This window comes from Paraburkholderia solitsugae, assembly GCF_013177695.1.
Lineage (GTDB): Bacteria > Pseudomonadota > Gammaproteobacteria > Burkholderiales > Burkholderiaceae > Paraburkholderia > Paraburkholderia solitsugae.
The window spans coordinates 68,042-92,646 of record NZ_WOEY01000042.1 but is presented as its reverse complement, the minus strand read 5'-3'; the positions used below and the strand labels follow the sequence as shown (position 1 = coordinate 92,646).

Below are 24,605 nucleotides of genomic sequence, written 5' to 3'. Positions count from 1 at the left end.
GGTTCGCCCCCGCCGCCAGCGCCAGCTTGACAGATATGTTTCAATATCCGGCTAGATCGGGCCGCGCGCCGTCAGGCTGCCACGCCCGGCAAACCGGATTCGCAGACGCATTCTCTGCACATTCGCGCTGCATATTTCGCGCTGCACATTTCGATTCCGCACAGACTCACGTACTTACAGGCGACCAACATGATTCCAGTCACCATCCTGACCGGCTTTCTCGGCAGCGGCAAAACCACCCTGCTCAAGCGCATCCTGAACGAAAAGCACGGCATGAAGATCGCCGTGATCGAGAACGAGTTCGGCGAAGAGAACATCGATAACGAAATCCTCGTGCAGGACACGAGCGAGCAGATCATCCAGATGAGCAACGGCTGCATCTGCTGCACGATCCGCGGCGACCTGTCGCGCGTGCTGGGCGATCTGGCAGCGAAGAAGCAATCCGGCGAAGTGGATTTCGACCGTGTCGTGATCGAAACCACCGGTCTCGCCAATCCGGGCCCGGTCGCGCAGACGTTCTTCATGGACGACCAGATCGCCAATGAATTCCTGCTGGACGCGATCATCACGCTGGTCGACGCGAAGCATGCGAACCATCAACTGGACGAACACGAAGTGGTGCAGCGCCAGGTCGGCTTCGCCGATCGCTTGTTCATCACCAAGTCCGACCTGGTCGACGAACAGCACATGGACGATCTGCGCCACCGCCTGTTGCACATGAATCCGCGGGCGGCGATCAAGATCGTCAATTTCGGCGAAGCGGACATCAAGGAAATCTTCGACCTGCGCGGCTTCAACCTGAATTCGAAGCTCGAAATCGACCCGGACTTCCTCGCTGAAGACGAACATGCGCACAACCACGCTCACGCGCATGACGAGCACGGCCACACCCATGCCGACCACGACGATCACGAAAACTGCGATCACGACCACGGCAAGTGCGACCACGAAGGCCACGACCACGCGCATCATCGTCACGCGCACCATGACGACAAGATCAAATCGTTCGTCTACCGCAGCGACCGTCCGTTCGATCCGAACAAGCTCGAGGACTTCCTCGGCGGCATTCTGCAGATCTACGGCGAGCGCCTGCTGCGCTACAAGGGCGTGCTCTATATGAAGGGCGTCGACCGCAAGGTGGTGTTCCAGGGCGTGCATCAGATGATGGGCAGCGATCTGGCCGCGAAATGGCAGCCGATTGAGAAGAAGACCAACAAGATGGTGTTCATCGGCATTGAACTGCCGCAGGATCTGATCACCGACGGCCTGGACGCCTGCCTGGCGTGAGCGTCACGCCTGCCGTGCCATGCAAGTGGCGCGGCACCTGGCGTGGTGTAGCGCGCCAGCCACGAGCGTGCGCCCCGCGGGCACCGAGGCAATTGTCTGCAGAATGCGCGGGAGGGCGGCCGAAAGCCCGCTGAAATGTCGGTCGTGTGAAAAACACGTGAAAACCCTGCTGTATTAAAGCGTGCACGACCATCGCTTTTTGACCGTGCGCGCGTTATATTTTCGGGATATCAGTGCGCCGCCGGGGATTTTCACCAGTTGCGGTGCTGGATTGTGATTCAGTTACAATACGTGCCCACTGGAGAATGACAACGAATTGCCCGGTCAGCGCGTATTCCGTGCCGGGCCTGAAACGGCGCCGGAAAATCTTGTCCGGAACTCACGCCGACAATGCCGGCTGGCACAGCTCGAAAGGCGCGCTGCCGGCAAGCAATGCCTCAGGAGCAATTGAGAAACGGTTTCCAGAGGAGTTCGGCCCCGCATAGGCGTAGCGACGCCCGGCGCGTGGGCGCAAGGCGCTTCGGCGTCACGACAGTCCACCGTCCGTGCGCACCCAGCGCTCAGCGTCCTCGTGGCGCCTTTGCGGGCAATACGAAAGTGCGGGCACTATGTAAGAGTTTTGCCTCACATTGAAGAAGCAAGCCAGATGACGACGAAACGACTCTTGACTGAAGCCGAAATCCTGAAGATGAGCGACAAGGATTACATGAATGAGGATCAGCTCGCTTTCTTCAAGAACAAGCTCGAACAGCTGCAGGCGGACATTCTCCGCAATGCCGGCCAGACGACCGAGAACCTGCGCGAAACAGTAATCGTGCCGGACCCGGCCGACCGCGCAACGATCGAGGAAGAGCATGCGCTGGAACTGCGCACGCGCGACCGCGAACGCAAGCTGCTGAAGAAGGTGCAGCAATCGATCGCGCGCATCGACTCGGGCGATTACGGCTGGTGCGAAGAAACCGGCGAGCCGATCGGCGTTCCGCGCCTGCTCGCACGGCCCACGGCTACCCTGTCGCTCGAAGCGCAGGAACGCCGCGAACTGCGCCAGAAGCTGTTCGGCGACTGAACGCCTGCGGCGCGGCTTCGGCTCCGCGCCCTTTTAAGCTGCTTCGTCGAGAGGCGCACGGTGATCTGTGCGCCTTTTTTCTTTTGTGTGTCCTTCCGCACCATTCCCCGTTCTGAATAACGTGTTTTTGTCTTATGCCGTTTGCCGGCTCTTGATATGACCGCGCACGCCCTAAAATAAGTCGAACATGCGTTGCACGAGCGCGCGCCAACCGGTTGATCGTTTCAGCGTTGCGCGCCGTCCGCTTTCAGGATTCATGCGGTGGTGCTGCATCACCGTGTCCTACCCGTTTTGCAAAGAGGAACGCATATGGAGCAATTTCACGGCACGACGATCGTTTCCGTGCGGCGCGGCGACAAGGTCGCGCTTGGCGGCGACGGCCAGGTGACGCTGGGCAACATCGTCATGAAAGGCGGTGCAAAGAAAGTCCGGCGCATCTATAACGGCAAGGTGATGGTCGGCTTCGCCGGCGGCACGGCCGACGCCTTCTCGCTGCTCGACCGTTTCGAAGCGAAGCTGGAAAAACATCAGGGCAATCTGACCCGCGCCGCCGTCGAACTCGCCAAAGACTGGCGCACCGACCGCATGCTGCGCCGCCTCGAAGCGATGCTGATCGCCGCGGATGCCACCACCACCCTCGTCATTACCGGTAACGGCGACGTGCTCGATCCGGAAGGCGGCATCTGCGCGATCGGTTCGGGCGGCGCTTACGCGCAAGCCGCCGCGAAGGCGCTCGTTGACAACACCGAGCTGTCGCCGCGCGAGATCGTGGAGAAGTCGCTGGAGATTGCCGGCGACATGTGCATCTATACGAACCATAACCGCGTCATCGAGACGATCGAGTAAGGACCCACGATGAGCACCATGACCCCTGCCGAGATCGTCTCGGAACTCGACAAACACATCATCGGCCAAGGCCGCGCGAAGAAAGCAGTTGCCGTGGCGCTGCGCAACCGCTGGCGCCGTCAGCAGGTTGAAGACCCGCTGCGTCAGGAAATCACGCCGAAGAACATTTTGATGATCGGACCGACCGGCGTCGGCAAAACCGAAATCGCGCGGCGCCTGGCGAAACTGGCCGACGCACCGTTCATCAAGATCGAAGCCACCAAATTCACCGAAGTCGGCTACGTCGGCCGCGACGTCGACAGCATTGTGCGCGATCTGATGGAGATCTCAATCAAGCAGACGCGCGAGACGGAAATGCGCAAAGTCCGGACCAAGGCCGAAGATCAGGCCGAAGACCGCATTCTCGACATCCTGTTGCCAAGCGCCCGGCCGGTGGGTTTCGGCGCGAGCTCGAGCGCCGTCGACACGGCGGACGAAGGCAGCACCACGCGCCAGACCTTCCGCAAGCGTCTGCGCGAAGGCCTGCTCGACGACAAGGAAATCGAACTCGACGTCGAACAGCCGCAAGTGGGCATGGACATCATGGGGCCGCCGGGCATGGAAGACATGACCGAGCAGATCCGTTCGATGTTCGCGAACATCGGCGGCGGCAAGAAAACGCGCCGCAAGCTGAAGGTGAAGGAAGCACTCAAGGTCCTCACCGACGAAGAAGCCGGCAAGATGCTCAACGACGAAGAGGTGAAAGCCAAGGCCGTGCAGAACGTCGAGCAGAACGGCATCGTGTTCCTCGACGAAATCGACAAGATCGCGTCGCGTAACGAAGCGGGCGGTGGCGAAGTGTCGCGTCAGGGCGTGCAGCGCGATCTGCTGCCGCTCGTCGAAGGCACCACGATCAACACCAAGTACGGCATGGTGAAGACCGACCACATTCTGTTCATCGCGAGCGGCGCATTTCATCTGGCCAAGCCGAGCGATCTGATTCCCGAACTGCAAGGCCGCTTCCCGATTCGGGTCGAACTGGATTCGCTGTCGGTCGGCGATTTCGAATCTATCCTGGTGTCGACCGACGCGAGCCTCGTCAAGCAATACCAGGCACTGCTGGCTACGGAAGACGTGCATCTGGAATTCGCTGACGACGGCATTCGCCGTATGGCCGAAATCGCGTACTCGGTCAATGAGAAGACCGAAAACATTGGTGCACGCCGCCTGTACACGGTGATTGAAAAACTGCTCGAAGATGTCTCGTTCGCAGCCGGCAATCACTCGGGCAAGACGGTGCAGATCGACGCGGCGTATGTCGATCGCGCGCTGAACGAAGTGGCGGAAGACGAAGACCTGTCGCGCTACGTGCTGTGATGCCAATGCCGCGTTAAAGTTGTGCGCCTCGCGCGCGCGGCCTTCATGTGTGACGCGTAAGAAAAAGGGCTGTCTTGTGAAAGACAGCCCTTTTTGCTTTCCGGCCCGCAAAGACGAGCGTGCCCCAGCGCTTACTGCTTGACCGGCCGCTTCGCCAGCTTGCGTTGCAGCGTTCGACGATGCATGTTCAACGCGCGCGCAGTGGCTGAAATATTGCCGCCGTGCTCCGCGAGCACGCGTTGAATATGCTCCCACTCCAGACGCGCAACCGACAACGGCGTGGGGTGCTCAATCGCCTCTTCAGCTTGCAGCGCGCTCGCTTCGCTTTGCAGCGCCGACAAAATCGTCTCGACATTGGCGGGCTTCGCCAGGTAGTTATCGGCACCGTCTTTCACCGCCTGTACCGCGGTGGCGATGCTGGCATAACCGGTCAACACCAGCATGCGCGCGTCAGGCTGCAAATCACGCAAGGGGGCGACGAGCGTCAGGCCGGAGTCGTTGCCGAGATGCAGGTCTACCGTGATCTGGCTGAACTTCTGCTGGTTCGCCAACTTGATCGCCTCATCCGCGTTGTGCGCTTCGGCCACCGTATAACCGCGCCGCGTCAAACCGCGGGCGAGGATGCCGGAGAACACCTCATCGTCGTCGATCACCAGAAAATTCATATCGCTCATGCCTGTTTCTCCGTGTTGGATGGCGTAGTGCCTTGAGGGCCCGCACCTGATAATTTGCGCACTGCAAGCGGCAGTCTCAACACTGCACGCGTGCCGCGCGGCTTGATCTCGCCGACATCGGCCAGCTCGATCGATCCCTTCAGACGCGCCGCCGCTGAAAATGCCAGATACAAGCCCACGCCGTGTCCGCCCTGTGTGCTGTCGACCGGCATCGCACCAAGCGACCCGCGCAACGCGGCGGGAATGCCAGGGCCCGCGTCGCATACCTCGAATGCGATCTGGTCGCCGCGAGCGGTGAGCGTGCACGACAGCGTGACGTGATCGCGGCTCGCACGCGCGGCGTTGTCGAGCAGAATCGTAAGAATCTGACTGACGGCAACCGTATCGTCAAGACTGACGTCCGCAGGCGGCACACCGATCCGCTCGAACTTCACATGCGGATGACGCAGGCGCCATTGCTCGCCAAACGACTCGAGCCACTCGCTGACCGTTTGCCGGTTGGTCGCGGTCGATGCACGGCTGCGCAGCCGCGCAAGCGCTGAAGTACACAGCGCCATTTGCTGTTCGAGCAGCTCGAGATCGGCGCTGTACGGCGCAAGCCCCTTGTCGGTTCGCGCGGCGTCGCGCAATTCTTCGGACAACATCGCAATTGTAGACAGCGGCGTGCCGATTTCGTGCGCGACAGTGGCAGCCTGCACGCCGAGCGCGACGGCGCGTTCATCGTGAAGCAAGCGCTGCTGCGCGTCTCCGAGCGCTGCGTCACGTAGTCGCAGAGCGCGTGACATGCGCGCGACGAACCATGCAATCAAGCCGACGCTGACCATGAAGTTCACCCACATGCCGGCGCGAAAGTAGTCAAACAGGTTCGCCGGATTGTCGAGATTGAGCGGTACGGAATCGAAGCCGAGCACGGCGTAGCAGGCCACGGCGAACGCGGCGAGCCACGCCATCAGATACCACGGCAACACGGCTGCGGCAATCGCGAGCGATGGCAGGTACAGCGAAACGAAGGGGTTGGTGGTGCCACCAGAAAGGAACAGCAGCGCCGACAACGCGCCGAGATCGACCCAGATCTGGCCGAACAGTTCGAGATTGGATTCGGGCCGCTGCTGCGAGACACGCCACCACGTGAGGCCGTTGAAGATCACTTCGAGAGCGATCACGAGCAACATGGCGGGCAACGGCAGGTGCACGCCGAAGAAGATCTGCACGAACGCGATCGTCATCAGCTGGCCAATGATGGCGAGGCTGCGTAGCCAGAACAGATGACCGAGGTTGACCCGGCCGGTGTTAGTTATACGATGCATGACTTTAGTTTAACTGTTCGGACTCGTCTGACTGACCTCGCGGCCTTGCGCCGGTAGCATGGTATTTTTGCGACAGCGTTGCGCGAGCCGATCGCTCATCATCGGTTCTGGCGCCACCCACACTCAGCCATGCTACCTATCTCGGATAGCGAGACCCCCGCCTCATCAGCTTTCCTGACTTTCCTGCGACATGCCGCCGCAGCCCGGCAAAATGGCACCGCGCAAGCAGAGGCCAACTGGCTCGATGCCGCTGCACAACGCCATCCGCTCGACGATGAGTCCATCGACTCGCTCATCATCACTTTGCTCGAGCAACATCGTCATGACGACGCGATCGAACTCGCCGCCATTATTGCCCAACTCGATCCCCATCGCGCGCTTGCACACTTCCGTTTCGGCTACGCGCTGCAGATGGCAAACCGGCATAACGAGGCAATCGCACTCTATCGGCGCGCACTCGCCATTGATCCGACATTGCCCCAGTTGCGCAACAATCTCGCTGGCGCCCTCGCACACACAGGCGGTGTCCTGACCGAGCGACTCGCCCTACTGGAAAGTGTCGTTCATGACGATCCCGGCCACAGCGATGCATGGACCAATCTCGCTCATGCAAGCCGCGTCAATTTGAATCTGCCACGCGCGCTCGAAGCCGGCGCACGCGCCGTGCAATGCGCGCCGCATAGCCCACTGGCGCATAACAACTATGCGCTGGCGCTACGTGAAGCGCAACGCTGGGACGAAGCGGAGCACGCCGCAAGAACGGCCTGCGCATTAGCACCCAACGACGCGACCACGCGCTCCAATCTGAGCATGCTGCAACTCATGCGCGGTGATTTCGCGCACGGCTGGCAGACCCACGAAGCGCGCTGGGATGGCTCGCTTGAATTGGGCGGCAACCGCCCCGCGTTCCCTGCACCGACATGGCAAGGCGAAACGCTTGCCGGCAAAACACTGCTGGTGTGGGGTGAACAGGGCATGGGCGATGTCTTGCAATTCAGCCGCTATATCCCGATGCTGGCCGAGCGTATTCATCGCGAGGGCGGCCGTCTCGTCTGGAATTCATTTCCGCAGATGGGCGCGCTGCTCGCGCGTAGTCTCGGCGATCATGTGGACGGTTATTCGGCTGGCGGCGGCGTCGAATCTTTGCCACCGTTCGACTACGAAATTCCGTTACTCAGCTTGCCTTTGATCTTCGACACCCGTGAAGAAACGATCCCCGCGGCGACGCCGTATTTGCGAGCGGACGCGACAGCCAGCGAGTCGTGGCGAAAGAGGCTTGCCGGCGAAACGAGACTCAAAGTCGGACTGACATGGACCGGCAGCCACGGCCATCAGCGCAATCCATTCCGACGGGTGGGTTGGGAACGCTATGCGGAGCATTTCGGCGGCATGCACGATGTGGCGTTCTATTCGTTGCAACCGGGTGCCGGGGCAGACGTTACGGCGGCCCGGGCGGCGGGTCTGTCCATGTCGGACTACACCGCGGAATTCGCCAACTTCGACGACACAGCCGCGTTTGTCAGCGCGCTCGATCTCGTCATTACGGTTTGCACGTCCGTGGCGCATCTAAGTGGCGCGCTCGGCCGGCGCACATGGGTGTTACCCGCATTGGGTCTGGCTGCTCGACCGGCCAGACAGCCCGTGGTATCCGAGCGCGACGCTCTACCGGCAGCCACAGTTCGGCCAATGGGATCCAGCACTGGAGGCTGTTGCACGTGACCTGAGCTCGCTTGCGGCCCGGCACCACGCGGCATAGATCGGCAACGCGGCCGCCAGAGCCGCGCCGCGTTCAAGGCGAACCGGCTCCCCGCGCCGGTTGCACGGCTCGCGCGATCTCCGCTGCGAGACATTCAGGACACAGGCAGCGGCCGGACGGATCGAGCCGGTCTGCCGGCAGGGCCGGCATCTCGCGGCACCAGCAGTCGAACGGCACCTTATGCATGGCGCAATCGAATGCATGACCGCAGCGCGGACACAGCGCACTGCTTTCGGCGTGGGAAGCTGACAATTTCATAACGGGCCGGATGATCTCGCTTCAGCCTGAATCAGGAAATGATGCCACGACTGGTGCGCCGCTGTGAGTCGGCCGTTCGGCCAGTTCACGGGCCTATCTGAACGCCGGTAAGCTTGATCGCCGACCGCCGCTTCCGGCCCTCTATTGCGCAGTGCGCAAAGCCCGCACCACCCGTCACCGGCGCTGCTGTCGAAATCCCTGTTGCAGCGCGCCAGTCCTGTACAATTCGCCCTGTTTTAACTGTTCCGTGCCTGAGCCTGCCGCCATGTCCGAGATCCCTGACCTTTCGCAGATCGCGCCCACCCTGAAGGCTGAAATTCTGGCCGAGGCGCTGCCTTACATTCGCCAGTATCACGGTAAGACCGTGGTCATCAAATACGGCGGCAACGCCATGACGGAAGAGCGCCTGAAGCAAGGCTTCGCGCGCGACGTGATCCTGCTGAAGCTGGTCGGTATCAATCCGGTGATCGTGCACGGCGGCGGTCCGCAAATCGACCAGGCGCTGAAGAAAATCGGCAAGCAGGGCACGTTCATTCAGGGCATGCGCGTCACCGACGAAGAGACGATGGAAGTCGTCGAATGGGTGCTCGGCGGCGAAGTGCAGCAGGACATCGTCACGCTGATCAACCATTTCGGCGGTCACGCCGTCGGTCTGACCGGCAAAGACGGCGGCCTGATCCACGCGCGCAAGATGCAGATGCCGGATCGCGACAATCCGGGCCAGTACGTCGATATCGGCCAGGTAGGCGAAGTCGAGGCGATCAATCCGGCGGTCGTGAAAGCGCTGCAGGACGACGCGTTCATTCCGGTGATCTCGCCGATCGGCTTTGGCGAAGACGGCCTGTCGTACAACATCAATGCGGATCTGGTCGCGGGCAAACTGGCGGTCGTGCTGAACGCCGAAAAGCTCGTGATCATGACCAACATCCCGGGCGTGATGGATAAGGAAGGCAATCTGCTGACCGATCTGTCCGCGCGCGAAATCGACGGCCTGTTCGCAGACGGCACGATCTCCGGCGGCATGCTGCCGAAAATCTCGTCGGCGCTGGATGCCGCAAAGAGCGGCGTGCGTTCGGTACACATCATCGACGGCCGCATCGAGCACTCAGTGCTGCTGGAAATTCTCACCGAACAGCCGTTCGGCACGATGATCCGCTCGCATTGATTCCTGCCTCAAACCCGGCACACACGGCACGCTTTCCCGGCATGCCATGTGTGCCGTGCAGTTGCGCTGCCGCTGCACCCAGCGGTACACAGCGCGCCGCCCTCCGGCGCAAACACGCTCTCCCCTCTTTTATCGTCTACCGCATCGCGAACCGTTGTCCGCGTTCACTGCGAGAAGCGACTGCCTGCGCCTGAACGGCGTCCTCCATCATGCGCACCCCCACTTCCCGACGCCGTCGTCCGCACATCGCAGGCGGCAGTCCGGTCTGGCTGTTCGATCTCGACAACACGCTGCATCACGCCTCGCACGCGATCTTCCCGGCGATCAATCAGGGCATGACGCAGTACATCATCGACGCGCTGGGCGTCGATATCGACGAAGCCAACCGTCTGCGCACCGGCTACACGCAACGCTACGGTGCAACGCTGCTCGGTCTGGCACGCCACCATCCGCTCGACCCAAACGACTTTCTTAAAGTCGTCCACACGTTCCCCGATCTCGGCTCGATGATCCGTCACGAACGCGGTGTCGCGCGCCTTGTCGCGTCGCTGCCCGGCCGCAAGATCGTGCTGACCAACGCGCCCGAGGACTACGCGCGTGCGGTGCTTGCAGAGTTGCGCATCGAGCGTCTGTTCGAACAGGTGATTGCGATCGAACACATGCGCGATCGCCGCAACTGGCGCGCCAAACCTGACCATTCGATGCTGCGTAAGGCGATGCGCGACGCGCACGTCTCGCTCAAAGACGTGATCCTCGTGGAAGACACGCGCTCGCATCTGAAGAACTACCGGCGACTCGGCATCCGCACTGTGTGGATCACTGGCCATTTGCCGCGCAAGCCGCACGCGGACGGCATGCCGAAGCGTCTGCCTGGCACCGGCCGGCCGCACTATGTCGATCGTTGCATTCGTTCGTTAAAATCGCTACGACTGGGCACCCGCTCGGTTCGATTGAAGGGACAGCAGACGGGACGCAGCCATGCAGCCGATCGACAAGCCTGACGAAGCCGTAGCCGAACACGAACCCACCCCGTCGGCCGCCCCGCGGACGCCGCGCCTGAAGCCGGGCGAGCGCCGCGTGCACATCTTGCAGACGCTTGCTGCGATGCTGGAGGCGCCGAAGAGCGAAAAGATCACCACGGCGGCACTCGCCGCCCGGCTCGGCGTCTCGGAAGCCGCGCTGTACCGCCATTTCGCCAGCAAGGCGCAAATGTTCGAAGGGCTCATCGAGTTCATCGAGCAGACGATTTTCGGCCTGATCAACCAGATCGCCGACAAAGAAAGCAACGGCGTGCTGCAAGCCCGCGCGATCGCGCTGATGCTGCTCAACTTCCCCGCGAAGAATCCCGGCATGACGCGCGTGCTGACCTGCGAGGCGCTGGTCGGCGAGCATGAACGGCTGACCGAGCGGGTCAATCAGATGCTGGAGCGAGTCGAGGCGTCGTTGAAGCAGTGTTTGCGGGTGGCTCAGATGGAAGCAAACGCAAGCGCGGGCGAAACCACAGGTCCGAGCGCTGATGCACACGCCGCCCCACTGCCCGCCGGCTACGATCCCGCGATCCGTGCGAGCCTGCTGCTGAGCTACATCATCGGCCGCTGGCATCGGTATGTACGCAGCGGCTTTGCGCGGCCGCCCGCCGAACACGCCGATGCACAACTGTTGCTGATTCTTCAGTAGTCCGCGTGGCAGGCGCAGCGGCACAGCGAAGCCCGCGACGCTGCCGCACGAAATTTTCCGCTATACTTTGCGCCTGACTGCGGCTCTCCGAATCACCTGAGACCGCTGTCCGGAGCACCTCGAACACCTATCACGCGCCGATTTGCTGACTCGATTGCGGGCGCGCGAACTGCCGGGAACATTTCCCGCAGTTCACTATAAATGCGGCTAAAGAGGTCGTCAGCCGCGCACACCGTCTTTCCTCCGTGCCTCGCCGACGCCATCTAGCCGCCCTGTATTTGTTAAATGGCGGAATGAATGGAATCGATCGGTATCGTCGCTCCCCAAAAAATGCATTTCACCGAGCCGCTGCTGCTGCAGAACGGCAGCTCGCTGGCCGGTTACGACCTGATGGTCGAGACTTACGGCACGCTCAACGCCGCGCGCAGCAATGCCGTGCTGGTGTGTCACGCGCTCAACGCGTCGCACCATGTGGCGGGCGTGTACGCCGACAATCCGAAGGACATCGGCTGGTGGGACAACATGGTCGGCCCGGGCAAGCCGCTCGATACCGACAAGTTCTTCGTGATCGGCGTGAACAACCTGGGCTCCTGCTTCGGCTCGACCGGGCCGATGAGCATCGATCCGGCCACCGGCAATCCCTACGGCGCGGCCTTTCCGGTCGTGACGGTCGAAGACTGGGTGAACGCGCAGGCGCGCGTCGCCGATGAGTTCGGCATCACGCGCTTCGCGGCGGTGATGGGCGGCAGCCTCGGCGGCATGCAGGCGCTGGCGTGGAGCATGATGTATCCGGAACGCGTGGGCCATTGCATCGTGGTTGCGTCCACACCGAAACTGTCCGCGCAGAACATCGCGTTCAACGAGGTGGCACGCTCGGCGATCCTGTCGGACCCGGATTTTCACGGCGGCAACTACTACGCGCACAACGTGAAGCCCAAGCGCGGCTTGCGCGTCGCGCGGATGATCGGCCACATCACGTATCTGTCGGACGACGACATGGCCGAGAAATTCGGCCGTTCGTTGCGGCGCGCGGAAGGCGCGGTGGATGCGTACAACTTCAACTTCGATGTCGAATTCGAAGTGGAATCGTACCTGCGCTACCAGGGCGACAAATTCGCCGATTATTTCGACGCGAACACCTACCTGCTGATCACCCGCGCGCTCGACTATTTCGACCCGGCCAAAGCCTTCGACGGCGATCTGACTGCCGCCGTCGCGCATACCACGGCGAAATTCCTGATCGCCAGTTTCTCGACCGACTGGCGTTTCGCGCCGGCCCGCTCGCGCGAACTGGTGAAGGCGCTGCTCGACCACAAGCGCACGGTAACCTACGCGGAAATCGACGCGCCGCATGGCCACGACGCCTTCCTGCTCGACGACGCGCGCTATCACAACCTGATGCGCGCCTATTACGAACGTATTGCGAACGAGGTGAACGCATGAACCAGCGAGCACTCGATTACCTGGCGCTGCGCCCGGACTTCCGCGCGATCGCCCGCTGGGTCGAACCGCGCGCCACCGTGCTCGATCTGGGCTGCGGCGACGGCTCGCTGCTGTCGCTCCTGACCGAAGAACTGGACGTGCAGGGCTACGGCATCGAGATCAACGACGCCGGGGTATTGGCGTCGACGCAGAACGGCGTCAACGTGATCCAGCAGAATCTGGAAGACGGCCTGCGCCTGTTCGAAGACGGCAGCTTTGATTTCGCGATTCTGTCGCAGACGCTGCAAACCATCCATCAGACCGCCGCGATCCTGCGCGAAACGGTGCGCGTGGGCAAGGAATGCATCGTCTCGTTCCCGAATTTCGGCTACTGGGCGCACCGGCTTTCGGTGCTGCAAGGCCGCATGCCGGTGTCGAAGTCGCTGCCTTTCCAGTGGCACAACACGCCGAACGTGCGGGTGCTGACAATCGAGGATTTCGAGGCGCTGGCGCCGGAAGTCGGCATCGAGATTCTCGACCGTGTGGTGCTTCACGATGGCCAGGTGGTGCGATGGGGGGTGAACTGGCGTGGTAGTCTTGCGGTCTATCGCGTCAAGAAAAGCTAACACCACTTATCCACATGTCGAACCCGCCGCACGAGGCGCCTGCACTTACCGCTCACGAAGAACATCCCGGCTGGCGCGCGTTTCTGAATACGCGCATGCTGATCTGCGTCTTTCTCGGCTTTACGTCGGGACTGCCGCTGTTCACGCTCGTCTATCTGGTGCAGGCGTGGTTACGCTCCGAAGGCGTCAATCTGAAGGAAATCGGCCTTTTCGCGCTGATTCAGTTCCCGTACACCTGGAAATTCATCTGGGCGCCGCTGATGGACCGCTACGTGCCGCGTTTGCCGGGCTGGCGTCCGGGCAGACGGCGCGGCTGGATGCTGGTCACGCAGATCCTGGTCGCCGGCGCGATTGCGACGCTCGGGTTCGTGTCGCCGCGCGACTCGATCTGGACGGTGGCTGCTTTGACGGCACTGGTCGCGTTCTTTGGCGCGAGCCAGGACATCGCGATCGATGCGTACCGGCGTGAATTACTGAGCGACACGCAACAAGGTCTCGGCAATGCCGTGCACGTCAACGCGTACAAGATCGCCGCGCTGGTGCCGGGTTCGCTGGCGCTGATTCTGTCCGACCATTGGCCGTGGACCACCGTTTTCATCGTCACCGCCGCATTCATGCTGCCGGGCATGATCATGACGCTGGTGGTGCGCGAGCCGCAGGTGCACGGCGCGCCGCCGAAAAACCTGCGCGATGCGATCGTGCTGCCGTTCCGCGAATTTATCCAGCGCGACGGTTGGCGCGGCGCGCTCTTTGTGCTGGCGTTCATCTTCCTGTACAAACTCGGCGACACGATGGCAACCACGCTATCGACGTCATTCTTTCTCGACATCGGTTTCTCGCGCACGCAAATCGGTGTGATCGCCAAGACCACCGCGTTCGGCGCGAGTCTCGCGGGCGGGATCGTCGGCGGGATCTGGCTGATGCGCATTGGCATCGGCCGTGGGCTGTGGATTTTCGGCGTCCTGCAGATGGTGTCGACGCTCGGCTTCGCGTGGCTCGCGCATATTGGCCCAGCCTCGCCTGGATTGGCTGTCGTCTATGACATCGCGGTTGGGCTGAGCCAAGGTACGACGAAACTGTTGTCGGTGTTCGGCATCGACTGGACCGTCCAACTCGATCCGCGCTCGGTGGCGCTCGCGCTCGTCTACGGCCTTGAAACCTTTGCGACCGGCCTGACGATGTCTGCCTTCGTCGCCTACATCGCCAGCACCACCGATCCGCGCTACACCGCTACGCAGTTCGCACTTTTTACGAGCCTCGCTTCCGTGCCGCGCACGTTGGCATCGGCGGCAAGCGGCTATGTGGTCGCACGAATCGGCTGGTTCGACTACTTCATTGTGTGTACCGCGCTGGGGCTGCCCGGCATGCTGCTTCTATTGCGCATCGCGCCGTGGAGAACCCGGTCGTGACGGGGCTCTTGCTGAAGCGCATGGTGCGCATGGATTCGGATCCCTCAGGGGTTGCTTCGCCCAAGGCCGGCCGCGCGGTGCTGCGTAAGGCCTTGGCGCTCAGTTGTGCAAGCCTCGCGTTCGGTGCGCCGCTGAGCGCGTACGCCACGGCCATGCCGACGGTCGGCGCGAGCGCGCCGTCATCAGCGCCTACGCCTACGCCGGCACCCGCAGCGGCGCCAGCGGCAAAGTCAGCAGTTGGCGCGGCAAGCCCCGAAAACGCGACACCGGCCGCACCCGGCGCGAACAGCGCCACAAACGCCGGCAGCGCGCCCGCAGCAGCCACGCCGCCAGCTTCCACACAGCAGCAGTCCCCAGCACCGGTTACGGCAAGGACACCCGCGGCTACCTCGGTGCCGGCGACTAGCGCGAAGGCGCCTGCTGCCACGTCGACGCCCGCCGCAACCTCCAACGTTCCCGCACCGCCTACTTACAGTGCTCCGAACACACAGTTGCGCTACGGCGGCTACCTCGTGTTTCGCAACCTGATCCCGTCGCCCATGCTCGAGGCGCAAGCCGCCCAGGAGTTCAACGAGATCGTGTACGGCGCCGAGCACGCGAACAGTCTGTACGGCGACACCGACGCCCACGTCACGCGAGTGCAGTCGATCGTCGACAAGCTGATTCCCTACTCGCTGAAGTGGAACGAGCGAGCGAAGAACTGGAAATGGGATATAGCGGTGGTGCGCTCGCCCGACATTCGCATGTACTGCCTGCCGGGCGGCAAGATTGTCGTGTATAGCGGCCTGCTCGACCGCGTGCGTCTGAACGACAACGAACTCGGCATGCTGATCGGCCACGAAATCGCCCACGCGCTACGCGAGCATGCGCGCGAGCGGCTCGGCGAACTGCAGGCCAGCCAGCTCGACTCATCCGGCACGATCCCGCAGCTATTCGGGCTCGCCGATCTGGGCGCGGCACCGCTCGGCATCGGTTCGCGGCTGCTGGAGATGAAGTACGAGCCCACCGACGAAACCGAGGCCGACGTGATCGGCAGCGATATCGCTTCGCGCGCCGGCTTCGATCCGCGCGCGGCGGTCACGCTATGGGACAAGCTGGCCACGGCGACGCGCAGCAATCGCGATCAGGGCTTCATCTACGTGCACCCGTACACGCCGGCGCGGCGCCAGGACATCATCAAGCGCTTGCCGGATATGCTGCCGCTCTATGCGAAGGCAATCGGCAAGAGCGTCGATGCGCTGCCGGACTATGCCGGCATGGGCCGCCCGCGCCGCAAACCGATCAGCCAGTGAGTTGCTCAGGCCGCGGCAGTTTGCGGCTCACGCGGTTCCGTTGCGGCTCGGGCCGTACTTACTTCTTGACCTTGTGGTCGTAATCGACCGTCAGCGGCGCATGGTCGCTGAACTTGATATCGCGGAACACATCGGTGCGTTTCGCCTTGCCGGCGATACCCTGCGTCGCGATCTGATAATCGATCCGCCACCCCACGTTCTTCGCATATGCCTGACCGCGATTGCTCCACCATGTGTACTGTTCCGGCCGCTGATCGAGCGTACGGAACACGTCGACGTAACCGACTTCGTCGAACAGCTTCGTGAGCCACTCGCGCTCTTCCGGCAGGCAGCCTGAATTCTTCTGGTTGCTCTTCCAGTTCTTGATGTCGATCTCTTTGTGGACGATGTTCACGTCGCCGCACACGATCACTTCGCGCTCCTGGGCCAGTTCCGCGAGATGCGGCATGAACTCGTCCATGAACCGGAACTTGGCCTGCTGGCGATCTTCCCCGCTCGACCCCGACGGCACGTACACCGAGATCACCGACAGCTTGCCGAAGCGCAGCTCGACATAGCGCCCTTCCGGATCGAATTCCTCGCTGCCGAAACCGATAATGACTTCGTCCGGTTCGTGACGCGTGTACACGCCCGCGCCGCTATAGCCCTTTTTCACCGCATGCTGGAAATAGCCGGTGTAATCGTGCGGCGCCATGAATTCGGGCGTCATATCGTCTTGCGAGCATTTGATTTCCTGCACGCACAGCACATCGGCTTTCTGTTCGCCGAACCAGTCGAAAAAGCCCTTCTTCGCCGCGGAGCGGATGCCGTTCAGGTTGGCGGTAATCACACGCAACATGTCGTTCCTTTTATGTTCGATTCGTTGTTAGATCAAAGGGCAAAAAGCATACGGTCACTCGACCTTGAAGCCCTTCAGCGATTCTTTAGCAGGCGGATATTCGAGCTTCAGCGCTTCGAACGTGCGTAGCAACAACTCGGCGACCATCACATTGCGATGGGTCTTCGAATCGGCCGGAACCACGTACCACGGCGCGTAGTCGGTCGACGTCGCGGCCAGCGCGTCGCGGTACGCCGCCTGATACTTGTCCCACTGCTTGCGGGCTTCGAGATCGGAGACGTCGAATTTCCAGTGCTTGCTCGGATCGTCGATGCGTGCCTGCAGACGCGCGCGCTGCTGGTCTTTCGAAACGTGCAGCATGCACTTGATGATGGCCGTACCGCTATCGGCCAGCAACTTTTCGAACTGGCGAATGTGGCAACAGCGTTGTTCGAATGCTCCGGCATCCAGATTGCCGAGCACGGTCGGCACCAGCACATCTTCGTAGTGACTACGGTTGAAGATGGTCAGCTCACCGGCAGCGGGCGCCTGGGCATGCACGCGCCACAGAAAATCGTGCGCCAGTTCGACAGGCGTCGGTGCCTTGAACGCCACGATGTGCAAACCGAGCGGGTCGACTTCATGAAACACCGCGCGGATCGTGCCGTCCTTGCCACTCGTGTCCATGCCTTGCAGCACCAGCAACACCCGCTGCTTCTGCTGCGCGTGCAGGCACTCCTGCAGTGTGTCGAGCTTCGCGCCGATCTCCGACAAACGCGCCCGGTCGGACTCTTTCGAACCGGTCGAAAAAGGCTTCGCGGCCGGGTCGAAAGCGTCGAGCGAGAATTTGCTGCTCTTCTTGCCTTCGTCGAAATACGGTACGCGGAAGTCGTCGAGTTCGGGTTGCTTCGCCATTCACACACTCCGTGATCTGCGTTTAAACGGGCTCGCAAAAATGAAACGGGCCGTTGCCCCACTTTCGTTTCCGGCAACAGCCCGTGACGGCTAAAGCTCGCGCTTCAGCCCTGGTTTCTTCAACTGAGCTTCAACTCAGGACAGTTTCTTCTTCAGCAGTTCGTTCACCTGCGCCGGATTGGCCTTGCCCTTGGTCGCTTTCATCGCCTGGCCGATCAGCGCGTTGAACGCCTTTTCCTTGCCGGCGCGGAATTCCTCAACCGACTTCGGGTTCGCGGCGAGCACTTCGTCGATGATCGCTTCCAGCGCGCCGGTGTCCGAAATCTGCTTCAAACCCTTGGCTTCGATGATGCGATCGGCAGCAGCTTCGTCGGTGGCCTTCTCTTCCCAGATTGCGAGGAAAATTTCCTTGGCGATCTTGTTCGAGATCGTGCCGTCGGCGATACGTTGCAGCAGCAGCGCGAGTTGTGCGGACGAAACCGGGCTATCGGCAAAGTCCAAGCCTTCGCGATTCAGTTGCGACGACACTTCGCCCATCAGCCAGTTAGCGGCAACCTTCGCGTTCGCCGGGCCGACCTTGAGGACAACCGCCTCGTAGTACGCGGCCATGGCCTTGCTCGACGTCAGCACGTTGGCGTCGTACGGCGTCAGGCCGTATTGCGTAACGAAGCGCTGTTGAATCGCCACCGGCAGTTCCGGCATTTCGCTCTTCACGCGCTCGACCCACGCCGCATCGATCACGAGCGGCATCAGATCCGGATCGGGGAAATAGCGGTAGTCGTGCGCGTCTTCCTTGCTGCGCATCGACCGCGTTTCGCGCTTGTCCGGATCGTACAGCCGCGTTTCCTGCACCACCGTGCCGCCGTCTTCGATCAATTCGATCTGCCGGCGCACTTCGTACTGGATTGCTTCTTCGAGGAAGCGGAACGAGTTCAGGTTCTTGATCTCGGCACGCGTGCCGAATTCCGCCTGACCGACCGGGCGCACCGACACGTTCGCATCGCAACGGAACGAACCTTCCTGCATATTGCCGTCGCAGATGCCGAGCCATGTGACCAGCGTGTGCAGCGTCTTGGCATACGCGACCGCTTCAGCCGCGCTGCGCATTTCCGGCTCGGTGACGATTTCGAGCAGCGGCGTGCCGGCGCGATTCAAGTCGATGCCGGTCATGCCTGCGAAGTCTTCGTGCAGCGACTTGCCCGCGTCTTCTTCGAGGTGGGCGCGCGTCAGGTTGACGACCTTCTCGTACGCTTCCTTGCCTGCCTTTTCGTTAGCCGGGACCTGAATCGTCACCCGGCCGCCCTGCACGACGGGGATTTCGTACTGGCTGATCTGATAGCCCTTCGGCAGATCAGGGTAGAAATAATTCTTACGCGCGAAGATGCTGCGCGGCGCGATCGTCGAGCCGATCGCGAGGCCGAACTGGATCGCGCGTTCCACGGCGCCGCGGTTCATCACCGGCAGCGAACCCGGCAATGCCAGATCGACGGGGCAGGCTTGCGTATTCGGTGCAGCGCCGAATTGCGTGGCGGCGCCCGAGAAAATCTTCGATTGGGTCGACAGTTGCGCGTGGGTCTCCAGACCGATCACGACTTCCCATTGCTTGGCCATGGTGCTCAGACTCCTGCCGGTGCTTGACGGTGCCAGTCGGTCGCGCGCTGGAACGCGTCGGCCACTTGCAGCATCCGGGCTTCATTGAAATAGTTGCCGATAATCTGCAGACCCACCGGACGCTGCGCGTTCGCGCCCGCGCCGAAACCGCACGGCACGCTCATGCCCGGCAAACCGGCAAGGCTCACCGACAGCGTGTAGATGTCGGCCAGATACATCTGCACCGGATCGTCGCCCTTCGCACCGAGGTCCCACGCCACCGACGGCGCGACCGGTCCCATGATCACGTCGCACTGCTTGAACGCTTCCTGGAAATCCTGGGCAATGATGCGGCGGATCTTCTGCGCTTGCAGGTAGTACGCGTCGTAATAGCCATGCGACAGCACATAGGCGCCCACCAGAATGCGGCGCTTCACTTCCGGACCGAAGCCTTCCGCACGCGACTTCTTGTACATGTCGAGCAGATCGCGGTATTCCGCGGCGCGATGGCCGAAGCGCACGCCGTCGAAACGCGACAGGTTCGACGAGGCTTCCGCCGGCGCGATCACGTAGTACACCGGGATCGACAGTTCGGTTTTCGGCAGCGAGACTTCCACCAGCGTCGCGCCGAGCGCTTCGTATTGCTTCAAGGCGGCATCGATCGAGGCACGCACGTCGTCGGCGAGGCCTGCGCCGAAATACTCTTTCGGCAGGCCGATGCGCAGGCCGGCGAGCGGTTTGTCCGCGCCGTCTTCCTTCCACGTCTTGCCGATGAAGCGCGTGAAGTCTTCGTCTTCGCGCGTGAGGCTGGTCGAATCGCGCTCGTCGAAACCGGCCATGGCGTTGAGCAGCGTGGCGCAATCCGCGGCTGTTTGGGCCATCGGACCGCCCTGATCCAGCGACGATGCGAACGCGATCATCCCGTAACGCGAGACGCGGCCGTACGTCGGCTTGATACCGGTGATGCCGGAGAACGAAGCCGGCTGACGAATCGAGCCGCCGGTATCGGTGCCGGTGGCAGCGGGCGCGAGACGCGCCGCTACAGCCGCAGCCGAGCCACCCGACGAACCACCAGGCACAGCCTGACGATCCCACGGATTCTGCACGGGACCAAAGTACGAATTCTCGTTGGACGAGCCCATCGCGAACTCATCCATATTGGTCTTGCCCACGCACACCATGCCGGCGTTCTGCAGACGCGCGACCACCGTCGCATCGAACGGACTTTCGTAGTTCGACAGCATCTTCGAGCCGGCCGTGGAGCGCCAGCCCTTGGTGACGAATACATCTTTGTGCGCGATCGGCAGGCCGGCCAGCGGGCCGGCGTGGCCGGTGTGAAGCAGCGCGTCGGCTGCTTTCGCCTGCGCGAGCGTCAGGTCGGCGTCGACCTGAATGAAAGCGTTCAGGCTATTGGCCGCGTCGATCCGCTTCAGATAGAGCTGCGCCAGTTCGACTGCGGAGCATTCCTTGGCCGCCAGTGCGGCGCGCAGTTCGGTCAAGCTTTTTTCATGCATTGCGTTTTATCCTGGGCTTGATTCGCGGGTCTTACTCGATCACTTTCGGCACGAGGTACAGGCCGTCTTGCACGGCCGGCGCCGGGCGCTGGAAAGCTTCACGGTCGACCGTTTCGGTCACCGCATCGTCACGCAGGCGCAGCGCGACGTCTTCGATCTGCTCGATCGGATGGGCAAGCGGGGCGATGCAGGTGGTATCGACCGCCTGCATTTGCTCGACGAGGCCGAAGAAATCATTGAGCTGGGCAAGCGTGTGCTCAGCGTCGGCGTCAGCCAGTTCGAGCCGCGCGAGGTGCGCGATGCGTTTAACATCGGTCAGGGTCAGAGCCATGCAGTCACCGGAAAATGTGGTGGACCGCCGCAGCGCGGGAAAAACGATGCTGCGACAGCGGGTTACGACACTGGAGGAAGACCTCGAAAAAGGGGTCAGCGGCGGCAAAAAGTGCCGTCCGTTTCCTTCAAAACATCCAAAATTATAAGGTATCATTACGCGTTCGACCCAAACCCGGACCGACTTACCAAGGCCTTTCTGAACAATTCCCAAAGATAGTTCGGATTTTTCTGACTTGGCCTTGCACCGGCCTCCGGTAGACTCCCTCGCAGCTTCAAGTTCCTGTGGCGCCGCATCCGCCCGGTTGAAGCTGTTATTTTTTCCGCTGCCGCCCTGCGCAACCGTTGCGAGGGCCGGCCCCAAGCGAGACAGGATTTTGAATGTTCGGTTTTCTGCGCAGCTACTTCTCCAACGACCTGGCGATTGACCTTGGCACTGCCAACACGCTCATTTACATGCGTGGCAAGGGTATCGTTCTTGATGAACCGTCGGTGGTCTCGATCCGCCAGGAAGGCGGTCCCAACGGTAAGAAAACCATTCAGGCAGTCGGCAAGGAAGCCAAGCAGATGCTTGGTAAGGTGCCGGGCAACATCGAGGCGATCCGCCCGATGAAAGACGGCGTGATCGCCGACTTCACCGTCACCGAACAGATGATCAAGCAGTTCATCAAAACTGCTCACGAATCGCGCATGTTCTCGCCGTCGCCGCGCATCATCATCTGCGTGCCGTGCGGTTCGACCCAGGTCGAGCGCCGCGCCATCAAGGAAGCCGCGCACGGCGCGGGCGCTTCGCAGGTGTACCTCATCGAAGAACCCATGGCAGCGGCAATCGGCGCAGGCCTGCCGGTGTCGGAAGCCACCGGTTCGATGGTCGTCGACATCGGCGGCGGCACGACCGAAGTCGGCGTGATTTCGCTCGGCGGCATCGTGTACAAGGGTTCGGTGCGCGTAGGCGGCGACAAGTTCGACGAAGCCATCGTCAACTACATCCGCCGCAACTACGGCATGCTGATCGGCGAACAAACGGCAGAAGCCATCAAGAAAGAAATCGGTTCCGCGTTCCCGGGTTCCGAAGTCAAGGAAATGGAAGTGAAGGGCCGCAATCTGTCGGAAGGCATTCCGCGCAGCTTCACGATCTCCAGCAACGAAATTCTCGAAGCCCTCACGGATCCGCTGAACCAGATCGTGTCGTCGGTGAAGATCGCGCTCGAACAAACGCCACCGGAACTGGGCGCCGACATCGCCGAGCGCGGCATGATGCTTACGGGTGGTGGCGCACTACTGCGCGATCTGGACCGCCTGCTCGCCGAAGAAACCGGGCTGCCGGTGCTCGTCGCCGAAGACCCGCTGACCTGCGTTGTGCGCGGTTCGGGCATGGCGCTCGAACGCATGGACAAGCTGGGCAGCATCTTCTCGTACGAGTAAGCGAGCCCGTCTCCATGTCAGTAGCGCGGATCAGGCAAACGGCCCCTTGCGGGCCGGTTTGCCGTTGGCTGGGCCTGCCAGCCTCCGCGCGCTGAACGCGCGTCCCTCGCGCGCCGCCGTCTCACCCAACCGCTCACGCCCCCGGCGCCGACCATGGAATACAGTCCGCCGCCCCTGTTCAAGCAAGGCCCGTCCGCCCTCGCACGGCTAGTGTTTTTCGTCGTGCTGGCGCTCGCCCTGCTGATCTCCGACGCACGCTTCAAGACGCTCGAAATCGTTCGCGGCGTGCTCGGCGCGGGTCTTTATCCGTTGCAACGCGCAGCCCTCGTGCCGCGCGACATCTTCATGGGCGCGGCCGACCTGGCCGTGACCAGCGCCACGCTGCGCCAAGAAAACGACAAGCTGCGCACCAAAGATCTTCAGCTCTCGCAGCAAGCCAATACGGCCGCCGAACTGGCGGCCGAAAACGCCCATTTGCGCGCGCTGCTGCAACTCTCGCAGCGCTCGACCACGCAATCGCTGCCTGCTGAAATCCAGTACGACACGCGCGATCCGTTCACGCAGAAGGTCGTGATCGGCCGCGGCGCGCAGCAAGGCGTCCAGGACGGTTCGCCGGTCGTCAATGAAGATGGCGTGATCGGCCAGGTCACGCGCGTGTTTCCGCTGCAAGCCGAAGTGACGCTGCTCACCGACAAGGACCAGGCCGTGCCCGTGCAGATCGTGCGCACCGGCTTGCGCAGCGTGATTTACGGCACGCCGAAGGGCGATACGCTCGATCTGCGTTTCGTGCCGATTAGCGCCGACGTGCAAACCGGCGACGAACTCGTCACCAGCGGGCTCGACGGCGTTTATCCGCCGGGGCTGCCGGTCGCCAAGGTCGTGCGGGTCGACAAACAGGCCGATACGGCGTTCGCGCGCGTGATCTGCTTGCCGGTGGCGCCCGTGCGCGGCGCGCGTCAGCTACTGGTGCTGCACTATCTGAACAATGTGCCGCCGCGTCCGGCGGAAGAACCCGATGCGGCCACGACCGCCAAGGACGCGAAAGCGAAGAAGAGCGGCAAACCCACGGACAGCAAGGCCGCAGCGGATAAATCCGCCGCCAAGACCGCAGAAAAGCCCGCCGCCGCTGCGAAGCCTGCTGAAAAGCCCACCGCAGCTGCCAAGGCAACTGAAAAACCGTCGGCCAAAGCCACTGCCGCGGAAAAGAAAGCCGCCGCCGAGAAGAAACCGGCCGCTGACAAGAGCGCGAAGCCGCAAGCCACGCCGGGGGCCCAGCCATGAACCGTCCGCAATACATCCTGCAGCCGGTCAATCCCTACTTCATCTCGTTCAGCCTCGCTGCCGCGTTCTTGCTGAACCTGATGCCGTGGGGACGCCTCGCCGGCGTGCCGGACTTCGTGGCGCTTGTGCTGCTGTTCTGGAACGTGCATCAGCCGCGCAAGGTCGGTATGGGCATCGCGTTCTTTCTCGGCTTGCTGATGGACGTGCACAACGCCAGCCTGCTCGGCGAGCACGCGCTGGCGTATACGTTGTTGTCGTATGGCGCGATTACGATCCATCGCCGGGTGCTGTGGATGTCGCTCGGCGTGCAGACCTTCGCGGTGATGCCACTGCTGGTCGTCGCGCAACTGGTGCCGTTCGTGATCCGTCTGCTGACGGGCGCGGCGTTTCCGGGCTGGGGTTACCTGATCGACGGCTTCGTCGAAGCCGCGCTGTGGCCGGTCGCGAGCATGCTGCTGCTGATGCCGCAGCGCCGCCCGGCTGATCCGGACGATACGCGGCCGATTTAAACACGCATCGAGCCCGCCGGCCGTTCCGATGGAACGCAGGCACCCGGCCCGCTCGACGCGCATCGCTGTTCATGCCTCCCGGC

At 62.2% G+C, this 24,605-nt stretch carries 23 protein-coding genes and 1 pseudogene; 16 read left to right on the top strand and 8 right to left on the bottom strand.

Annotated features, from left to right (window positions below):
* Positions 1-189: 189 nt before the first annotated feature.
* The 4 genes from GNZ12_RS11175 to hslU all read left to right on the top strand — a co-directional run bounded on the left by GNZ12_RS11175 (position 190) and on the right by hslU (position 4,555).
* The gene (locus GNZ12_RS11175; RefSeq protein ID WP_172310391.1) at positions 190-1,287 is read left to right on the top strand and encodes a CobW family GTP-binding protein; all 1,098 of its coding nucleotides are present in this window, start codon (positions 190-192) and stop codon (positions 1,285-1,287) included.
* A gap of 646 nt (positions 1,288-1,933) precedes the next feature.
* Positions 1,934-2,353: an RNA polymerase-binding protein DksA gene (gene dksA / locus GNZ12_RS11170; RefSeq protein WP_054037155.1), complete on the top strand. Its 420-nt coding sequence runs from the start codon at positions 1,934-1,936 to the stop codon at positions 2,351-2,353.
* A 309-nt stretch (positions 2,354-2,662) separates the two neighbouring features.
* Entirely contained in the window at positions 2,663-3,199 is a 537-nt protein-coding gene (hslV, locus tag GNZ12_RS11165; protein ID WP_028197737.1) for an ATP-dependent protease subunit HslV, read from the top strand.
* A 9-nt stretch (positions 3,200-3,208) separates the two neighbouring features.
* A complete protein-coding gene (gene hslU / locus GNZ12_RS11160) occupies positions 3,209-4,555 on the top strand; it encodes an ATP-dependent protease ATPase subunit HslU (protein ID WP_172310390.1) in 1,347 nt (448 codons plus the stop codon).
* 131 nt (positions 4,556-4,686) lie between these two features.
* Here the strand turns inward: hslU and GNZ12_RS11155 are convergent, their stop codons facing one another.
* Both GNZ12_RS11155 and GNZ12_RS11150 read right to left on the bottom strand, forming a co-directional pair.
* Positions 4,687-5,229: a response regulator transcription factor gene (locus GNZ12_RS11155; RefSeq protein WP_028197735.1), complete on the bottom strand. Its 543-nt coding sequence runs from the start codon at positions 5,227-5,229 to the stop codon at positions 4,687-4,689.
* Positions 5,226-6,536 carry an ATP-binding protein gene (locus tag GNZ12_RS11150; protein ID WP_172310389.1) on the bottom strand — a complete coding sequence of 437 codons (1,311 nt, stop codon included), beginning with the start codon at positions 6,534-6,536 and terminating at the stop codon, positions 5,226-5,228. The genes GNZ12_RS11155 and GNZ12_RS11150 overlap by 4 nt, the downstream gene beginning before the upstream one ends.
* 129 nt (positions 6,537-6,665) lie before the next feature.
* Between GNZ12_RS11150 and GNZ12_RS11145 the strand changes: the two are divergent.
* A pseudogene (locus GNZ12_RS11145) lies at positions 6,666-8,292 on the top strand (tetratricopeptide repeat protein).
* 33 nt (positions 8,293-8,325) lie between these two features.
* On the opposite strand, the gene GNZ12_RS11140 reads toward GNZ12_RS11145, so the two are convergent.
* Positions 8,326-8,550, bottom strand: coding sequence for a cysteine-rich CWC family protein (locus GNZ12_RS11140; protein WP_172310388.1), 225 nt, complete (start codon positions 8,548-8,550; stop codon positions 8,326-8,328).
* A 265-nt stretch (positions 8,551-8,815) separates the two neighbouring features.
* Here GNZ12_RS11140 and argB point away from each other — a divergent pair, with 265 nt between their 5' ends.
* The 7 genes from argB to GNZ12_RS11105 all read left to right on the top strand — a co-directional run bounded on the left by argB (position 8,816) and on the right by GNZ12_RS11105 (position 16,141).
* Positions 8,816-9,715 carry an acetylglutamate kinase gene (argB, locus tag GNZ12_RS11135; RefSeq protein ID WP_063494482.1) on the top strand — a complete coding sequence of 300 codons (900 nt, stop codon included), beginning with the start codon at positions 8,816-8,818 and terminating at the stop codon, positions 9,713-9,715.
* Between the two features lie 209 nt (positions 9,716-9,924).
* Positions 9,925-10,716 (top strand): pyrimidine 5'-nucleotidase, encoded by a 792-nt coding sequence (locus tag GNZ12_RS11130; protein WP_172310387.1) that lies wholly within the window; start codon positions 9,925-9,927, stop codon positions 10,714-10,716.
* Positions 10,694-11,392, top strand: coding sequence for a nucleoid occlusion factor SlmA (gene slmA / locus GNZ12_RS11125; RefSeq protein ID WP_172310386.1), 699 nt, complete (start codon positions 10,694-10,696; stop codon positions 11,390-11,392). Before GNZ12_RS11130 ends, slmA begins: the two co-directional genes overlap by 23 nt.
* Before the next feature lie 297 nt (positions 11,393-11,689).
* On the top strand, positions 11,690-12,835 hold the full coding sequence (gene metX / locus GNZ12_RS11120; protein ID WP_172310385.1) for a homoserine O-succinyltransferase MetX: 1,146 nt from the start codon (positions 11,690-11,692) through the stop codon (positions 12,833-12,835).
* A complete protein-coding gene (metW, locus tag GNZ12_RS11115) occupies positions 12,832-13,440 on the top strand; it encodes a methionine biosynthesis protein MetW (RefSeq protein ID WP_074762692.1) in 609 nt (202 codons plus the stop codon). Before metX ends, metW begins: the two co-directional genes overlap by 4 nt.
* 14 nt (positions 13,441-13,454) lie before the next feature.
* Positions 13,455-14,849: an AmpG family muropeptide MFS transporter gene (locus GNZ12_RS11110; protein WP_172310384.1), complete on the top strand. Its 1,395-nt coding sequence runs from the start codon at positions 13,455-13,457 to the stop codon at positions 14,847-14,849.
* Between the two features lie 29 nt (positions 14,850-14,878).
* Positions 14,879-16,141 (top strand): M48 family metallopeptidase, encoded by a 1,263-nt coding sequence (locus GNZ12_RS11105; RefSeq protein WP_407947691.1) that lies wholly within the window; start codon positions 14,879-14,881, stop codon positions 16,139-16,141.
* Positions 16,142-16,199: 58 nt separating this feature from the next.
* Here GNZ12_RS11105 and GNZ12_RS11100 read toward each other — a convergent pair whose 3' ends face one another.
* From GNZ12_RS11100 to gatC, 5 genes are all read right to left on the bottom strand, one after another.
* Complete coding sequence (locus GNZ12_RS11100; protein WP_172310383.1) at positions 16,200-16,979, bottom strand: exodeoxyribonuclease III; 780 nt, start codon at positions 16,977-16,979, stop codon at positions 16,200-16,202.
* Between the two features lie 54 nt (positions 16,980-17,033).
* Positions 17,034-17,873: a PPK2 family polyphosphate kinase gene (locus tag GNZ12_RS11095; RefSeq protein ID WP_172310382.1), complete on the bottom strand. Its 840-nt coding sequence runs from the start codon at positions 17,871-17,873 to the stop codon at positions 17,034-17,036.
* A gap of 135 nt (positions 17,874-18,008) precedes the next feature.
* Positions 18,009-19,484, bottom strand: a complete 1,476-nt coding sequence (gatB, locus tag GNZ12_RS11090; RefSeq protein ID WP_172310381.1) for an Asp-tRNA(Asn)/Glu-tRNA(Gln) amidotransferase subunit GatB — start codon at positions 19,482-19,484, stop codon at positions 18,009-18,011.
* Between the two features lie 5 nt (positions 19,485-19,489).
* Positions 19,490-20,977, bottom strand: a complete 1,488-nt coding sequence (gene gatA / locus GNZ12_RS11085) for an Asp-tRNA(Asn)/Glu-tRNA(Gln) amidotransferase subunit GatA (RefSeq protein ID WP_172310380.1) — start codon at positions 20,975-20,977, stop codon at positions 19,490-19,492.
* 31 nt (positions 20,978-21,008) lie between these two features.
* Positions 21,009-21,308, bottom strand: coding sequence for an Asp-tRNA(Asn)/Glu-tRNA(Gln) amidotransferase subunit GatC (gene gatC, locus GNZ12_RS11080; protein ID WP_172310379.1), 300 nt, complete (start codon positions 21,306-21,308; stop codon positions 21,009-21,011).
* On the opposite strand from gatC, the gene GNZ12_RS11075 reads away from it, so the two are divergent.
* The 4 genes from GNZ12_RS11075 (at position 21,307) to mreD (ending at position 24,522) form a co-directional block, all read left to right on the top strand.
* Positions 21,307-21,456, top strand: coding sequence for a hypothetical protein (locus GNZ12_RS11075; protein WP_172310378.1), 150 nt, complete (start codon positions 21,307-21,309; stop codon positions 21,454-21,456). The genes gatC and GNZ12_RS11075 overlap by 2 nt on opposite strands.
* Positions 21,457-21,688: 232 nt before the next feature.
* Positions 21,689-22,732, top strand: coding sequence for a rod shape-determining protein (locus GNZ12_RS11070; RefSeq protein ID WP_004189550.1), 1,044 nt, complete (start codon positions 21,689-21,691; stop codon positions 22,730-22,732).
* Between the two features lie 153 nt (positions 22,733-22,885).
* The gene (gene mreC, locus GNZ12_RS11065) at positions 22,886-24,013 is read left to right on the top strand and encodes a rod shape-determining protein MreC (protein WP_172310377.1); all 1,128 of its coding nucleotides are present in this window, start codon (positions 22,886-22,888) and stop codon (positions 24,011-24,013) included.
* Positions 24,010-24,522, top strand: a complete 513-nt coding sequence (mreD, locus tag GNZ12_RS11060) for a rod shape-determining protein MreD (RefSeq protein WP_172310376.1) — start codon at positions 24,010-24,012, stop codon at positions 24,520-24,522. The genes mreC and mreD overlap by 4 nt, the downstream gene beginning before the upstream one ends.
* The last annotated feature ends 83 nt before the right edge of the window (positions 24,523-24,605 follow it).

Coding starts and splice junctions, on each gene's coding strand:
- GNZ12_RS11175 (WP_172310391.1), top strand. CDS start 190: ATGATTCCAGTCACCATCCTGACCGGCTTTCTCGGCAGCGGCAAAACC.
- dksA (WP_054037155.1), top strand. CDS start 1,934: ATGACGACGAAACGACTCTTGACTGAAGCCGAAATCCTGAAGATGAGC.
- hslV (WP_028197737.1), top strand. CDS start 2,663: ATGGAGCAATTTCACGGCACGACGATCGTTTCCGTGCGGCGCGGCGAC.
- hslU (WP_172310390.1), top strand. CDS start 3,209: ATGAGCACCATGACCCCTGCCGAGATCGTCTCGGAACTCGACAAACAC.
- GNZ12_RS11155 (WP_028197735.1), bottom strand. CDS start 5,229: ATGAGCGATATGAATTTTCTGGTGATCGACGACGATGAGGTGTTCTCC.
- GNZ12_RS11150 (WP_172310389.1), bottom strand. CDS start 6,536: ATGCATCGTATAACTAACACCGGCCGGGTCAACCTCGGTCATCTGTTC.
- GNZ12_RS11140 (WP_172310388.1), bottom strand. CDS start 8,550: ATGAAATTGTCAGCTTCCCACGCCGAAAGCAGTGCGCTGTGTCCGCGC.
- argB (WP_063494482.1), top strand. CDS start 8,816: ATGTCCGAGATCCCTGACCTTTCGCAGATCGCGCCCACCCTGAAGGCT.
- GNZ12_RS11130 (WP_172310387.1), top strand. CDS start 9,925: ATGCGCACCCCCACTTCCCGACGCCGTCGTCCGCACATCGCAGGCGGC.
- slmA (WP_172310386.1), top strand. CDS start 10,694: ATGCAGCCGATCGACAAGCCTGACGAAGCCGTAGCCGAACACGAACCC.
- metX (WP_172310385.1), top strand. CDS start 11,690: ATGGAATCGATCGGTATCGTCGCTCCCCAAAAAATGCATTTCACCGAG.
- metW (WP_074762692.1), top strand. CDS start 12,832: ATGAACCAGCGAGCACTCGATTACCTGGCGCTGCGCCCGGACTTCCGC.
- GNZ12_RS11110 (WP_172310384.1), top strand. CDS start 13,455: ATGTCGAACCCGCCGCACGAGGCGCCTGCACTTACCGCTCACGAAGAA.
- GNZ12_RS11105 (WP_407947691.1), top strand. CDS start 14,879: ATGGATTCGGATCCCTCAGGGGTTGCTTCGCCCAAGGCCGGCCGCGCG.
- GNZ12_RS11100 (WP_172310383.1), bottom strand. CDS start 16,979: ATGTTGCGTGTGATTACCGCCAACCTGAACGGCATCCGCTCCGCGGCG.
- GNZ12_RS11095 (WP_172310382.1), bottom strand. CDS start 17,873: ATGGCGAAGCAACCCGAACTCGACGACTTCCGCGTACCGTATTTCGAC.
- gatB (WP_172310381.1), bottom strand. CDS start 19,484: ATGGCCAAGCAATGGGAAGTCGTGATCGGTCTGGAGACCCACGCGCAA.
- gatA (WP_172310380.1), bottom strand. CDS start 20,977: ATGCATGAAAAAAGCTTGACCGAACTGCGCGCCGCACTGGCGGCCAAG.
- GNZ12_RS11075 (WP_172310378.1), top strand. CDS start 21,307: ATGCAGTCACCGGAAAATGTGGTGGACCGCCGCAGCGCGGGAAAAACG.
- gatC (WP_172310379.1), bottom strand. CDS start 21,308: ATGGCTCTGACCCTGACCGATGTTAAACGCATCGCGCACCTCGCGCGG.
- GNZ12_RS11070 (WP_004189550.1), top strand. CDS start 21,689: ATGTTCGGTTTTCTGCGCAGCTACTTCTCCAACGACCTGGCGATTGAC.
- mreC (WP_172310377.1), top strand. CDS start 22,886: ATGGAATACAGTCCGCCGCCCCTGTTCAAGCAAGGCCCGTCCGCCCTC.
- mreD (WP_172310376.1), top strand. CDS start 24,010: ATGAACCGTCCGCAATACATCCTGCAGCCGGTCAATCCCTACTTCATC.